We start from the raw sequence: 14,527 nt of genomic DNA on the forward strand, positions 1-14,527 counted from the left end.
CCATGACCGTCCCCGCCGATCGATCGGCGTCCGACCACGACGCTGAAGTCACCGAACTGGCCTTCGCGGCAGCTCGTGGCGACCGTCGGGCGCTCGAGCAGTTCGTGCGGGAGACACAGCGTGACGTCTGGCGATTCGTCGCACATCTCGCCGACCCCCGCGTCGCCGACGACCTGACGCAGGAGACCTACCTCAGGGCGATCCGCTCGCTTCCACGCTTCGCGGGCAGTTCGACGGCCCGCACCTGGCTCCTCGCCATCGCGCGACGCGTCTGCGCCGACGATGTACGCCGCGCAATGTCGCGTCCGCGCATCGCTGGCGGCGTGGACTGGATCGACGCCGCGGATACCCGGCAGCCGCGCTCGGCGGGGTGGGAAGACGTCGTCGACGTCAATCTCCTGCTCGACGATCTACCTCCGGAACGACGTGAGGCTCTCGTGTTGACGCAGGTCCTCGGGCTGTCGTACCAGGAGGCTGCCGAGGTCACCGGCTGCCCTGTCGGCACGGTGCGTTCGCGCGTCGCCCGCGCACGCGAAGCGCTGATCGGCGCGGCCAACACTCCTCATCGGGGTGAACGGACCAGCTGACCTGCAGGCGACGCCGGTCAGGACCTAAGCCTTATGCCTTTTCTCAGGCAGGTTTGCGTACCCTTGAGAACGGCGACGGACCGTTATCCAGCCGTATCGGCGCATTCGTGTCGCGACGATGTGGTCGGTCCTCACCCCAGATGACGAGCGAAAGAGATGTGAGGGACCTGTGGCCGACAAGCGTCGCAAGCCGATCGTTGACCCGCGAGCGGCAGAGAAGCGCCGTTCCCTGCTGATGAAGATCGGTGCAGCCGTAGTGCTGGTCGCCCTGGCCGTCGGAATCGGCGTCTGGGTGCTCGTCTCGAACGAGTCGGCCACCGGATCGTCGAGCAATGTCACCGTCGCCACCGACAACGCCTACCGCGTCACCACAGCACCCAAGGGCACCACCCCGCCCGTCACGGTGACGGTTGTCGAGGACTTCCAGTGCCCCGCCTGCCGCTCCTTTGAGACCCAGTTCGCCGGTGCCATGGAGCAGATCCGCAGCAATCCGAAGGTTGCCGTCGACTACATGCCGATCGCCATCCTCGACCGGATGTCGACCACCAATTACTCGTCACGCGCAGCCAATGCCTCGGCGTGCGTCGCGCAATCGACCGCAGGTGACGGCAACTTCGACACCTGGATCAAGTTCCACAACGCGCTCTACGCCCAGCAGCCCGAAGAGGGTGGTCCCGGCCTGACCAACGATGAGCTCAACTCGATCGCCAAGCAGGTCGGAGCGACAAACCTCAAGCAGTGCATCGGCGACGAGCAGTTCAGCGGCTTCGTGAAGGACACCACCCAGAAGGCGCTCAACTCGGGAGTCAACTCGACGCCGACCATCAAGATCAACGGACAGCCGGTTCAGCTCAGCACCCCGGATGCCCTCATTGCAGCGGTCAACGAGGCAGCGAACAAGCAGTAGCCGACCGACACCATCGCACCCGATACGCGAGGCACCAACCATGAGCACGACACACGCCGACGACAACGCGCACGTACCTGTCGATACTGAGAAGGAATCAACCGAGGCGACGCGGACCGTCGACGACGCTGACGTCGCCGAGACCGCTGAGCAGTCGGGTGCACGAGGTCTGACCGGCCTCGTGCACGTGAGCCGACCCACCGGGTGGGTGCTACTCATCCTCGGGGTCCTCGGATTCGTCGCGGCGTCGACACTCGCCATCGAGAAGATTCACCTTCTCCAGAACCCCGACTACGTGCCGAGTTGCTCGCTCAACCCGGTCATCTCGTGTGGCTCGGTCATGGAGAGTTGGCAGGCGGGTCTGTTCGGGTTCCCCAACCCGCTGATCGGCATCGCGGCGTTCGCGGTGGTCATCGTCACAGGCGTGCTCGCCGTAGCCGGGATCGCCCTCCCCCGCTGGTACTGGCTCGGCATGACACTCGGAAGCCTCGCGGGCTTCGTGTTCGTCAACTTCCTCGCATACTCCGCGCTGTACAAGATCCACGCGTTGTGCCCGTACTGCCTGGTCGTATGGGTCGTCGTGCCGATCATTCTCGTGCTGAGCATCAACCGTGTCATCGGCGACAGCCCACGCAGCCGCGAAATTCGCGGATGGTTGTGGGTCGCGCTGCCCGTCTGGTACGCCGTCGTGATCGTCGCCATCCTCGTCGAGTTCTGGGACTACTGGCAGACCCTGATCTGACGCGGTCGACGCATTCGGGAAAATCCTCGGGAACTGTCCGGCACCCGCAGACGACATACTTGTAGGAGTACGTGCGCGGCCGGCGGATCGTCGTAGATGGGTCGTCGCAAAACGGTCGGGTCATCCCCGACGCTGCGGCGCGCGTATACGGACGAAGAGATCGAGGACGATGTGACCACGCTGGAATCCCGCACGAGCTCGACCGGAGAACCCGAGTCGGCCCAGACAGGGATCGCCGACGCCGGGAGCGCACTGCAACGAATCCAGCTCGACGTGACGGGTATGACCTGCGGCGCGTGCGCAGCGAGGGTCGAGCGCAAGCTCAACAAGGTCGACGGCGTCAAGGCGTCGGTGAACTACGCAACGCGCGTCGCGACGATTGACGCCGCCAACGACGTGAACGCCGACACGCTGTGCGAGGTCGTCGACGCGAGCGGTTACGGCGCGAGCGTCCGCAGCGACACTCCCACCCCCATCCCCGACACCGATGGCGACGAGGCCAAACGCCTGTTCCGTCGACTCGCCGTCGCGTTGATCCTCTTCATCCCTCTCGCAGACCTGTCGATCGTGTTCGCCGTCGTGCCGTCGACGAGGTTCACGGGATGGCAGTGGCTGCTCCTGGCGCTGGCGCTACCGATCCTGACGTGGTGCGCGTGGCCCTTCTACCGCGTCGCCGCAAAGAACCTCCGCACCGGCAACGCCACCATGGAAACGCTTGTCACGCTGGGTGTTCTCGCCGCGGCCGGTTGGTCGCTCTACTCGATGTTCTTCGCGACAGACACCGAATCGGCGGCTTCGCAAGGTGTGTGGGCTGCCATCTGGAGCGCCGACTCGATCTATCTCGAGGTCGCGACAGGCGTCACCGTCCTCGTCCTTGCCGGCCGCTATTTCGAGGCGCGAGCACGCTCCCGTGCGGGCGGCGCACTGCGGGCATTGGCCGCGCTCGGCGCCAAGGACGTCTCGGTCCTGCTGCGCGACGGCACCGAGATGCGCATCCCCGCGGGTGAACTGTCGGAGGGCCAGCGTTTCGTCGTCCGTCCGGGCGAGACGATCGGCACCGACGGCCTGGTCATCGAGGGATCTGCCGCCGTCGACATGAGCGCGATGACGGGCGAATCGAAGCCGGTCGACGTCGAGCCGGGAGAACCGGTGATCGGCGGAACCACCGCACTCAACGGACGTCTGATCGTCGAGGCCGCAGCCGTCGGACCCGATACAGCGTTCGCGGGCATGATGCGTCTGGTCGAGGAGGCTCAAACCGGTAAGGCCAACGCCCAGCGCCTCGCCGACCGTGTCGCCGGTGTCTTCGTGCCGGTCGTCGTCGCGATCGCCGTGGTGACGGTCGGTGCGTGGCTGCTCGCAGGCGGTCCCGTCGAGCGTGCGGTCGCCGCGGGACTGGCAGTGCTGGTCATCGCATGTCCGTGCGCCCTGGGTCTCGCCACGCCGATCGCCGTCATGGTCGCGACCGGCCGCGGTGCCCAGTTGGGCATCTTCCTCAAGGGCTATCAGGCGCTCGATACCTCCCGCTACATCGACACCGTCGTCTTCGACAAGACCGGAACCGTCACCGAGGGCGCTCTGTCGGTGACGCAGGTGTACAGCGACGACGACACGCAACTCTCTGATGAGCGCCTGCTCGTGCTCGCGGGTGCCGTCGAATCCGCGTCCGAGCATGCCGTCGGTTCGGCGATCGTCGCCGCGGTCGACGAGGCGGACCGCCTCGAGGTCACCGACTTCCGCGCCGAACCCGGACGCGGCGTTGTCGGAACGGTCGACGGGCATCGGGTCACCGTCGGGTCACCTCGCTGGGTGTCGCAGTCGGTGGACGACGCGGGTGGCGTGATTCCGGCGGCGACTGCTCGTCGTCGACGAGACGCAGAAGCCAAGGGCGAGACCGTGATCTACGTCGCTGTCGACGGCCGACTGAGCGGACTGATCGCCGTCGCCGACACCGTGAAGTCCAGTGCCGCACCCGCCATCGCCGCCCTGCAGGCCGCAGGCATGCGTACCGTTCTGCTGACCGGCGACAACTCCGGCGCCGCGCACGCGGTCGCCGACGAGGTCGGTATCACCGACGTCATCGCCGAGGTACTTCCCGACGCCAAGGTCGATGCGATCCGCGAGCTGCAGGAGGCTGGGCACTCGGTGGCGATGGTCGGCGACGGCATCAACGATGGCCCCGCGCTGGCCACCGCAGATCTCGGCGTCGCGATCGGTCGCGGCACCGACGTCGCGATCGGCGCCGCCGACGTCGTGCTGGTGCGCGACGACCTGCGGGCCGCCCCCGCCGCGCTGAGCCTGGCGCGTGCCACCCAGCGCACGATCCGGACCAACCTGATCTGGGCGTTCGGCTACAACGTCGCGGCCATCCCGATCGCCGCGGCCGGTGTGCTCAACCCGCTGATCGCGGGCGCGGCGATGGCCCTGTCGTCGTTGTTCGTCGTCTCCAACAGCCTGCGGCTGCAGCACTTCGGCGCGCGGAAGTAGCGCCGGTCTACGGTGTCGGGTGCTATCCCGCGTTGCGCTTTGCGCGCAGCGCGGCAAGGTCGGTGACGTCCGACGCCGTGTCGCCGTCACGAGCGGCGTCGTCGATATTCGTTGCGGCACTGGGTATCTGACGTGCCGCCCGGCCACGACGTCGTGAACTGACCCGCGCGGCAACGGCGAGCACGATTGCCACGACCGCGAGCGCGATCTGCACCACGGGATACCACAGCGGCGCGGAGCCACTGAGATAGCCGACGCTCAAGACGACCGCCGCGACGGCACATGCGACGGACGCGGCGTGCAAGGCAACGACCACCCGGCTCATCTCGTCGGCGTTTCGACGACGCGTGATGCCGTCGGCGTTTCGACGACGCGTGATGCCGTCGGCGTTTCGACGACGCTGTGTGCCGTCGGGTTCGGATGTCTGCGACGCCTCGAGGATCGTCGTGCTGAGGTCCGGCGCCAGGTCGGCCGCCGCGAAGTTCATACCCTGTGCGGTGCCGTACCAGCGCTGGCATGCGGGGCACTGAGCGAGGTGCTCATCGACGCGCGCAGCGGGCACCGACTCACGCTCGCCGTCGATTCGCGCCGACAGCGACTCCCGCGCCACCTCACATCGCATGGTGTCATTCTCCTCGCGCGGTCAAGCCGCCGAACTTCTCGACCCGACAGACCAGATGAAGCCTGCTCATCGACGCGACTTCGACAACTCGTCGAGCATCGCGTTGTAGGAGTCGAGTTCGGTGTCCTCGTAGGTATCGGCATGACGATCGCCGCGGTTGGCCTCGCGCCGATCGACCTTGGCCCACTGCGCCACGATCGCCACGACGACCAGCACGACGGGCACCTCGCTCGCGCCCCATGCGATCGCGCCGCCGAGCCACTGGTCGTGCAGTCGGTCGGTCACCCACGGCAACATCAGTTCGCTGTAGAACTTGTCGCCGACCACCGTCGACATCGTCATCAACGCGATGCCGAAGAACGCGTGAAATGGCATGACCGCGAACAACAATCCGATGCGGGCGAGGAACGGGATTCGACGCGGTCCGGGGTCGATACCGATGATGACCCAGTAGAAGAGGTAGCCGACGATGATGAAGTGCACGGTCAGCAGCACGTGTCCCCAGTGATACCGGGTGAGTGTGCCGAAGATTCCGGTGAAGTAGACGACGTAGAGCGACAGTACGAACACCACCAGCGCCACGATCGGATTCGACAGCACCGCCGTCACCTTCGAGTGCAGCACGCGCAACAGCCATTCGCGCGGGCCGGGAGGCTCGTCGCCGTGAGCGGCCGGGAGCGCACGCAACGCAAGGGTCGCGGGCGCGCCGAGCACCAGCAGTACCGGCGCGAACATGTTGAGCGCCATGTGTTCTGCCATGTGCACGCTGAACATCGCCGAGCCGTAGGCGCGCACGCCCGACCCCGTGACCACGACGACGACCAGACAGCCGAGCACCCACGAGATGGTGCGTCCGACGGGCCACTCATCGCCACGTCGCCGCAGTCGGCGCACACCGGCCAGATACAGAACTGCTGCGGCAAGAGCGGCGACACCGATCAAGAGGTCGGGGCGCCAGAAGGTCGCCAACGTCCATGTCGTCGCCGGGCCGGGCAGTTCGTATCCGAGGAACACGTCCCATCCGGTGAACTTGTGTGCCAGCAGCCCCGGCGCGACGCGGGTGTCCATGACGGTCCAGCACGCGACCGCCGCCAGCATGAGCACAGCGCCAGCGGTCACGATCCGACGTCCCGCGCTGTTCTCCGTATCGGCGTCGCCCTGTGGCGATACGTCGTTCTGCTTGGATGCACGGTAGGCGGAGACGCTCGTCGCGAGTGCCACGGCCACCAGCACGATCATGACGATCGCGGCCAAGCCGAAGGCGGTGTCGAATGCGTAGCGCACCGGCAGGAGGAAGAGCGTCAGCGCCAAGCCGTACACGAGCGCAACGGCGTCGCTGATGACGAGGATGAGCGCGCTGCGCCGGGATACCACAGCCCGTGCGACGTCGGAGGTGATGCGCGGCGCGTTCGCCCACGCCACGCGGAACCCGAGTGACACCCCGACGGCGAGCGCGAACCCGATACCGAGACTGGTGTTGTAGTCGTGATTCGGCCCCTGCCCCGCGTTGCTCGCGAGCGGCAGGGCGACCATCGCGATCACCGCGGGTATGAGGAGAACGACGTGCATCATCCACCCGAGCGAGAACTTGATGAGCACCGCGATCACGGTGGCGCACACCGCCATCACGATCCACGCGACAGCGGCCTCGCTGACCCCGATCCCCTGCCCGAGGAACCCCTCACCCACCAATCGCCACGGGGTCGTTCCGGAGGCGTCGGCGGCGGCGACGCTGACCATGAGCCACGACAGAACGGCCCAGCCGATGGAGAGCCTGCCGAGCATCAGATGCGCGCGGTATCCCGTCACATCGATGCTGCCATGCCCATCCGGATTCGACGCGGTGATGATGAAGACAAGGCCACCGAGGGTCAGTGCGGCAGCGAGAAAGCCGAGGAAATAGCCGACGACGTCGGCTGTGGCGGTGAAGGTACCGGGGAACGGGTCGCCGCTTTCGAGATGACGGGCGTTTCCACTGATGAGCGCGTAGATCACGACGCCCACCAGGGCCACGGCGAACGCTGCGCCGAGAATCACGGTTGGCCGGATGCGTGCCGCGTCGACGCGCGTTGCGCTGTCGGCCCGCGTTGCACCTTCGGCCTGCGTTGCACTGTCGGCGGCGGTCATCTCTCCTCCTAGCCCGCCGAGAACCAGCGAGTACGACGTTTCGCTGGCCTGACGTCTTGGCCAGTCTACGACCCCGCGTCGTGGGTCCCGCTGCCCGGGCGAGCGCGGGAGGTCCGGGTCACACGCAGGTCAGCGGAGAACTCCGGGCACTGGCGGGCCGTTCGATCGATCGAGATGAGAAGGCATACGTACGTTCTTGGCGGCCAGCAGTGTCGCGAGCGCCTGCGGGATCACGGCGAGCGCGAGCACTCCGAAGGCGAGAGACCACGATCCCGTCACATCGTGAATCCATCCGATGGCGATCGGGCCGGCTGCCGCGAGGATGTAGCCGACGGACTGCGACATCCCCGACACCTGGCCGGTCTGCGTGGCAGACGAACTGCGCAGCACCATGAACAGCAGCGCGAGGCTGATGGCCGCGCCCGGTCCCGCCATCACCATGCAGACCCAGAGCACCGTCGCATGATCGGTGAAGACCAGCCCGACGAACCCCGCCGTACAGACCGCGAGAAATGCGAGGGTCACCAGACGTTGGTCGGCGAACCGCCCCGCGATGATCGGAGCCACCAGCGACATGATGAGGGCGACCACCTGACCGATCGCCAGCACATTGCCCGCGCTCGACGGCGTGCTCCCGTTATCGATCAGGTACTGCGGCAGCCATGCGCTGAACGTATAGAAGATGAACGACTGCGCCGCCATGTACACCGTGATCGCCCATGCGATCGGATTAGTCCAGAGGCCAGGTGCGCGCGGCCCTACCGCGACCGTATGCACCCGACGCAGCTGCGGCACCCACACCGCCATGGCGACGACGGCCAACAGCGCCCACATCGCCAACGACGCCCGCCAGTTCTCGTCAAGGGCTGTGTCCATCGGCACCATGACCGCCGCGGTCACTGCCGCCCCACCCGACAGGGTCATCGAGTACAGGCCGGTCATCAGACCGGATCGATGCGCGAAATCGCGCTTGATGAGGGCGGGCAACACCACGTTGCACACACCTATTGCCGCGCCGAGAATGGCCGATCCCAGGAACAGCGTCGCCACAGAGGGTATGAGACGCAACAGGATTCCGACGATCAGCAACGCGAGCGACGCGAAGATGGTGCGTTCGATTCCGAATCGAGCTGCGATCCGTGGCGCGATGGGCGCGGTCAGCCCGAAGAACAGCACCGGCAAAGTGGTGAGCAGACCCGCTGTGGCACTGGAGAATCCGAGGTCGTCGCGGATCACGTCGATCAACGGCGCAACCGACACGACGGGCGGCCGCAGATTCGCCGCAACCAACATGATCGCCACGGCCGCGAGAATCGCTGCACCGCCTCGCAATTCACCCGGGTTGAGCCTTATCGAATGTTCGGAGGGCGTTTCGGACGTCGACCGGGTCGGCGATGTGGACGTCCGGCTCATCGACGCACGCTGCCCTCTGCCTCGGCCAGGTAATCAACGACTGCAGCACGCGCGGCCTGCTCGTCACCGGCATCGATCGCGGCGACCACGTCACGATGGCCTGCCGGATGGGCGTTTGCCGCCACCGACAATCCGGCGATGTCGGCGTGGGAGCGGTGCATCACTTCGAGAACACCCGAGTAGATCTCGATGAGCAGCGGATTGCCCGACGCCGCAACGAGTTCGGTGTGGAAGTCGATATCGGCGCGCGCGTACGCGTCGATGTCGCCCGTCGCCAGGATGCCCTCCGCCGTGTCGAGCGCCTCGCGTAGTGTGCGCTTGGCGTCTGCGGTTGCGTCGCGTGCGGCGCCCGCGGCAGCCTCCGACTCCAGTGCACGACGAACCTGTAACAGGTCGAGCATCTCCGACGTCGCCGTGCGGGTCATCGCAGCGGCAAATGTGTTGGCGCTGCGGACATACGTGCCATCGCCGCGGCGCGGCACGAGCATGCCGGAATGCTCCAGCGCGCGCACAGCCTCGCGAATCGTGTTGCGCCCCACTCCGAAATCACGGACCAACTCGGGCTCTGCCGGGATACACGCTCCCACGGGCCAGACGCCGTCGCGGATGAGCCGCTCCATCCGCTCCACCACCAGTTCACTGGTGCGCTTGGGACGCTCGATGACCTCAGACATGAGCACATCCTAACATCCCATGTTTGCGGCTCACTTCGCGGCGACGACGTCCCCGATCACCGCTGCGACCATCATCGTGGTGGCATGAGGTCCGCTACGGCCTGCAGACGGGAGGATGGAACCGTCGACAACCCGCAGGTGCCCGACCCCTCGCACCGCGCCGAGCCAGTCGGTGCGCCCGCCCATCGGCATCGACCCCCAGGCATGTTGTGAGGTGCGCAGCACGGGGTCGATGGCGATCGAGTCGGCGACGACGAGCCCACCGAACTCCGACGACCTCAACATCTCGACCACCTCGTGCGCGGTTCGCGCCATATCGCGCAGTACTCGATCTTCCGGCCGGTCGAGCCGAACGCCGGCGTCCACGCCGTCGAGATACACCTCGCCCGGCGCACCGGGCGACATCGCCGCCACTCCGACAGCTGGACCGGATAGCGTGAGACCTCCGACGTACCGCGCGAAATCGTCTCGGTAACAGCGGATCTCGAGACCATCGCCGGTATGCACGACCGTCGGCAGCAACGGGCCCGGTTCGGGTTGCTCGCGGAGGCGATATCCGACGAGCACCTCGCGGTGCTCGTGTACGCGCATGCGCTCGCCTGCGACGCCCGACCTCAACAACACCGCGGCGCTGCCGAGGGTTCCGGCGCACAGGATCACCTCGCGTGCGCGGATGTCGCGACCGTCGCACACCACACCGACAGCCTTCGCATCGGCGAGCAACACCCGCTCGACCTTCACGCCCGTACGGACCCGCAGATTCGGCCGGTTCATGTGCGGACGCAGATAGGCGTCCGCGGCGGTCCGTCGAATCCCGTCGACGCTGTTCGAGCGCACTCGATTGACCCCGACCAGCGGCCACGGGTCGTGGAGCTGGCGGGTCGAATATGTTTCTCCCCAATATTTCTCGAACGCGAGCGCGGTGGGGGCGAGATCAGCGTCGGGGAAGGGATGCACCCCCATCTTCTCGTCGACTTCGGCGTACGCCTTGTCGATGACATCGGGTGTCCACGGCCCCTGCCAGGCGTCGAAGTCGTCACGATGAAAGCGCATGAAGTAGGCGCCGTTGACGGCCGACGATCCGCCGAGCCCACGCCCGCGGACCACCGGCAATCCGGACGACTCACGATGTTGGGTGACATAGCGCTCGCCGTCGCCGATCGGCAACCTGCGCAGGTCGAGGACGTCGGTACCCGGCCACTCCGACGGTCCCTGCTCGAGCACGAGCACCGATCGCTTCTCGTGACGTGACAGTCGTTCGGCGAGCACGCACCCGGCGCTGCCCGCGCCGACTATCACGACATCAACGCTGTCTCGGTTCGCAGTCGATGTGGGCACGGCACAGTCGAATTCGACGCCGCTACGGCGTCAGTACCGGACGCAACGCCGCGAGGTCACGATGCGTGACCACCCCTTGCCAGAGCCCGGTGCCGTACGCGAGATCGTCGAGACGTCGGCACAGCAGATAGCCGAACGGCCCCATGGTCGGCGCCACCGCCGGTTCCGCGGCGACGGAGCGAATCCACTCCACGACGCCTTCGGCGATCGCGATCTCGATGACGATCCGTCGGAATCTCGGTGAGATCAGCGCCAGCAGCAACGCGACGGGCCAATAGTGACGACACACCGCGCCCGCCGCCTGCAGCAGTCCGAAGAAGGTTGCCCGCGAGGTCATCTGTGCGGACACACGTGTGGCCTCCGGCAGTTCGCCCAGTCGTGTGCGGAGCCGATGCCCCACGCGGAGCAGGATCACCACCGCCACCGCGAGACCGATCCTGGTGTGCGTGAGCAACGCCGCCACCGCTGCGGCCATCGACATCGACATCACGACCGGAGCGACCGACTCGCCATGACGCTCGGCGAGGAACGCCGCGCCGGTGCCGTAAAACCGTCGTCGTCCGAGCACGGTGCGCATGCTGGTGCGATGATCGTGCGCGACCGTCGCGATCGGGTCGTAGCGAATACGCCAGCCGTTCTCATGCGTCCGCCAGCACAGGTCGACGTCCTCGGCGACGCGCAGCGACTCGTCGAATCCGTCAAAGGCGCTCGCACGCACCAACATTGCCGCACTCGGCACGTACGCGATCGGGGTTCCCGGGACGACACCCGCCTCGCTGGGCCCCATGTCGAGGGAAGAATGGCCGTTCTCGTAGCGCTCGGCGAGTGATCGCTTGTGGTGGTCGCCACGCTCGTCGTCGCGGTCGAGCCCGACGATGCGCGGCGCGGCGATCGCCACTGCCGGATCGGAGAAGTGACCGAGCAGCATCATCAGCCAGTCGCTGTGCGGGACCACGTCGGAGTCGAGGAAGGCGATGAACTCGGTGTCGGCAGCTGCGGCACCCGCATTTCGTGCGGCCGCCGGTCCGTGGTTCTCGTCGAAACGGAGCACGCGCACCTGCGGACCCTGCGCGACGATGGGAGTCCGCGAACCGTCGTCGACGACGATCACCTTGACGCCACCGACGGCGTTCAGGAGACGGTCGACGCCGGATTGGTTGTCGCGCACCGGAACAACGATCGTGACGTCGTCGGTCGACGGTCCGTGCATGGGGCGGGGGTTGGCCATTCCCGCGTCGAGGAGGCGTCGGGCCAGCGTTCGGGTCGGGCCGTCGCACACCTCGATGCGACCGTCGACAGATGTCATCCCCAGCGCGGCGTCGGAGAGCCGCATCAAGCGAGTCGGCGAGCCGCCGACGAGGTAGCGCAGATCGCCGTGCCGGGCACATCGCAGATCGATCTGGACCTGGAAGCCGTTCGGAAGGTCGCGGCTCGGTGCGGGCGCCGCGGGCGCGTCGGTGGGTGCGTTCATCGCAGGCGCCCGTTCTCGGCGACGTCCCATTCTCGGATCGCGGCACCGAGTCGACCAACCAGTCCATCGACCAGCGCGGCACCCTCGTTCGCCGACGCCGTCGTCGGATCGCCCAGAACGCCGTTGGCACTCACCGAGGCCACACCCCCGTCACGCATCGCCGGTAGCAGCGTCGCAACGGGCGCACGATTGCCGACCACGACGCTGTCCCGGCGTACAGAATCTGGCGAAAGGTGAAGCAGCACCGATGTTTCCGTCGTACCCGCGTGCGCGTCTGCCCCGTCGAAGGCGCACGGATACCACGCGACGTCGCGGCCCTCGTAGCGGAGCAGACCGATCGCGTCGACCAGAGTCGATGCGTTGCCACCGTGGCCGTTGACGAACACGATGCGCTGCGCCCACCGGCAGGCGCTACGCCCGTACTCGACGAGCACACTGCGCAGCGCGTCATGGCCGAGAGAGATGGTGCCGGGAAAGCCCTCATGCTCACCGCTCGCGCCGTAGCCCAGGGGCGGCGCGATGAGTGTCGACGAGTCGTCGAGGGTCGCGTGAACACGCGCCACCACCGCACTCGCGATGCGGGTGTCGGTGTCGAGCGGTAGATGTGGCCCGTGTTGTTCGAGCGATCCGACCGCGACCAGGAGCGTCGTCGCAGAATTCTCCAGTTCCGGCCAAGTGCACGAACTCAAAGTCGCCGGACGCGTCATTGGGTCGACTTTACCGATGTGAAGCGCGCGAGGTAACCGCCGCCGAAAACTTTGTTGACCTATTTCTTCTGAGTGCGCATCGAGGCGTTCTGCGGACGTGCGCCCACGGTGATCGTTCGCCCCCGGCTCTGCCGAACGATCGCCCCCGGCTCTGCCGAACGATCGCCCCCGGCTCTGCCGAACGATCGCTCGGTATGGCATTCTGAGGCCACGGCGTGACGCCCACCACACAGGTGGACGCACCAATTCGAGTGGGAGGAATTCCATGAACGCACCGTCGACGCCCGACGCGGCAGGCGAGCCGAACGCGGGCGCATCGTCGAAAAGCGTTGGTACAGGTGGTCCGCTGAACGGTGTACGGGTCGTCGAGTTCGCGGGCATCGGTCCCGGCCCGCACGCCGCGATGATGTTGGCCGACCTCGGAGCCGACGTGATCCGCATCCAGCGGCCAGGTCAGCTACCCGATCCGGCGCGCAACGCCGACGCACTCCTGCGGGGCAGGCGCGTCGTCGAGGCCAACCTCAAGGATCCGGCCGACCGGGAGGAGATCCTGCGACTCATCGGTAAAGCTGACGTTCTGCTCGAGGGTTTCCGTCCCGGCGTCATGGAACGTCTGGGCTTTGGTCCGTCGGATCTGGAGTCGGTCAATGAGCGCCTCGTCTACGGACGCATGACCGGTTGGGGCCAGCAGGGCCCGCGCGCGCCACAGGCCGGTCACGACATCAACTACATCTCGCTCACCGGAATGCTGCACGCAATCGGTCGGGCAGGCGAGCGTCCGGTGCCGCCGATGAACCTCGTCGGCGACTTCGGCGGCGGTTCGATGTTCTTGGTGATGGGTGTCCTCGCGGCACTGGTCGAACGCGCGTCGTCGGGTCGCGGACAGGTTGTCGACGCCGCGATGGTCGACGGCGCTTCCGTTCTGGGACAGATGATCTGGGCGTTTCGAGGCACCGGTTTGTGGAGCGACGAGCAGGGCACGAACATGCTCGATACCGGCGCACCGTACTACGAGGTCTACGAGACGTCGGACGGCAAGTACATGGCCGCCGGGGCTATCGAGCCGCAGTTCTACGCGGAGATGCTCCGCGGCCTCGGCCTGACCGATGCCGATCTTCCCGGGCAGAACGACGTCGCCAACTGGCCGAAGCTGAGGCAGATCTTCACCGAGACGTTTGCGTCGCGTACTCGCGACGAGTGGGCCAAGATCTTCGACGGAACGGACGCCTGCGTGTCACCGGTGCTCACGTTCGCCGAGGCGCCCGACGATCCGCATATGGCCGCCCGCGCCAACCTCGTGGAGATCGACGGAGTTCGCCAGGCACAGGTGGCTCCACGGTTCTCGCGGACCGCACCGTCGACCCCGCGTGGCCCCGATCGTGAGGCCGTCGACGCCGCCGCCGTCTGGACGGACTGAACTCGACAGATCCGACCGCGCGCGATAACTAGAAC

General features: G+C 66.8%; 12 protein-coding genes. 5 read left to right on the top strand and 7 right to left on the bottom strand.

Annotated elements, in window-relative coordinates; all coding sequences use genetic code 11:
* The first annotated feature begins 2 nt into the window (after nt 1-2).
* The 4 genes from sigC to ACRVY7_RS06330 all read left to right on the top strand — a co-directional run bounded on the left by sigC (nt 3) and on the right by ACRVY7_RS06330 (nt 4,723).
* Nucleotides 3-587: an RNA polymerase sigma factor SigC gene (gene sigC, locus ACRVY7_RS06315; RefSeq protein WP_431816430.1), complete on the top strand. Its 585-nt coding sequence runs from the start codon at nt 3-5 to the stop codon at nt 585-587.
* A 169-nt stretch (nt 588-756) separates the two neighbouring features.
* Complete coding sequence (locus ACRVY7_RS06320; protein WP_049698815.1) at nt 757-1,494, top strand: DsbA family protein; 738 nt, start codon at nt 757-759, stop codon at nt 1,492-1,494.
* Between the two features lie 40 nt (nt 1,495-1,534).
* Nucleotides 1,535-2,236, top strand: a complete 702-nt coding sequence (locus ACRVY7_RS06325; protein WP_431816431.1) for a vitamin K epoxide reductase family protein — start codon at nt 1,535-1,537, stop codon at nt 2,234-2,236.
* 171 nt (nt 2,237-2,407) lie between these two features.
* Nucleotides 2,408-4,723 carry a heavy metal translocating P-type ATPase gene (locus ACRVY7_RS06330; RefSeq protein WP_431817046.1) on the top strand — a complete coding sequence of 772 codons (2,316 nt, stop codon included), beginning with the start codon at nt 2,408-2,410 and terminating at the stop codon, nt 4,721-4,723.
* Between the two features lie 22 nt (nt 4,724-4,745).
* Here the strand turns inward: ACRVY7_RS06330 and ACRVY7_RS06335 are convergent, their stop codons facing one another.
* The 7 genes from ACRVY7_RS06335 to mftE form a co-directional block, all read right to left on the bottom strand.
* Nucleotides 4,746-5,345: a zf-HC2 domain-containing protein gene (locus ACRVY7_RS06335; RefSeq protein ID WP_431816432.1), complete on the bottom strand. Its 600-nt coding sequence runs from the start codon at nt 5,343-5,345 to the stop codon at nt 4,746-4,748.
* 66 nt (nt 5,346-5,411) lie between these two features.
* Nucleotides 5,412-7,472 (bottom strand): cytochrome c oxidase assembly protein, encoded by a 2,061-nt coding sequence (locus tag ACRVY7_RS06340; protein ID WP_431816433.1) that lies wholly within the window; start codon nt 7,470-7,472, stop codon nt 5,412-5,414.
* Nucleotides 7,473-7,601: 129 nt separating this feature from the next.
* Nucleotides 7,602-8,885 (bottom strand): CynX/NimT family MFS transporter, encoded by a 1,284-nt coding sequence (locus ACRVY7_RS06345; RefSeq protein WP_431816434.1) that lies wholly within the window; start codon nt 8,883-8,885, stop codon nt 7,602-7,604.
* The gene (locus ACRVY7_RS06350; protein WP_431816435.1) at nt 8,882-9,559 is read right to left on the bottom strand and encodes a FadR/GntR family transcriptional regulator; all 678 of its coding nucleotides are present in this window, start codon (nt 9,557-9,559) and stop codon (nt 8,882-8,884) included. The genes ACRVY7_RS06345 and ACRVY7_RS06350 overlap by 4 nt, the downstream gene beginning before the upstream one ends.
* A gap of 30 nt (nt 9,560-9,589) precedes the next feature.
* Nucleotides 9,590-10,858 carry a mycofactocin system GMC family oxidoreductase MftG gene (gene mftG / locus ACRVY7_RS06355; RefSeq protein WP_431816436.1) on the bottom strand — a complete coding sequence of 423 codons (1,269 nt, stop codon included), beginning with the start codon at nt 10,856-10,858 and terminating at the stop codon, nt 9,590-9,592.
* A 61-nt stretch (nt 10,859-10,919) separates the two neighbouring features.
* The gene (gene mftF / locus ACRVY7_RS06360) at nt 10,920-12,368 is read right to left on the bottom strand and encodes a mycofactocin biosynthesis glycosyltransferase MftF (protein WP_064870184.1); all 1,449 of its coding nucleotides are present in this window, start codon (nt 12,366-12,368) and stop codon (nt 10,920-10,922) included.
* Nucleotides 12,365-13,075, bottom strand: a complete 711-nt coding sequence (mftE, locus tag ACRVY7_RS06365; RefSeq protein ID WP_431816437.1) for a mycofactocin biosynthesis peptidyl-dipeptidase MftE — start codon at nt 13,073-13,075, stop codon at nt 12,365-12,367. Before mftE ends, mftF begins: the two co-directional genes overlap by 4 nt.
* Nucleotides 13,076-13,340: 265 nt before the next feature.
* On the opposite strand from mftE, the gene ACRVY7_RS06370 reads away from it, so the two are divergent.
* On the top strand, nt 13,341-14,492 hold the full coding sequence (locus tag ACRVY7_RS06370; RefSeq protein WP_431816438.1) for a CaiB/BaiF CoA transferase family protein: 1,152 nt from the start codon (nt 13,341-13,343) through the stop codon (nt 14,490-14,492).
* The last annotated feature ends 35 nt before the right edge of the window (nt 14,493-14,527 follow it).

Source organism: Gordonia jacobaea (genome assembly GCF_965344965.1).
In the GTDB taxonomy this organism is placed as follows: Bacteria; Actinomycetota; Actinomycetes; order Mycobacteriales; family Mycobacteriaceae; genus Gordonia; species Gordonia jacobaea.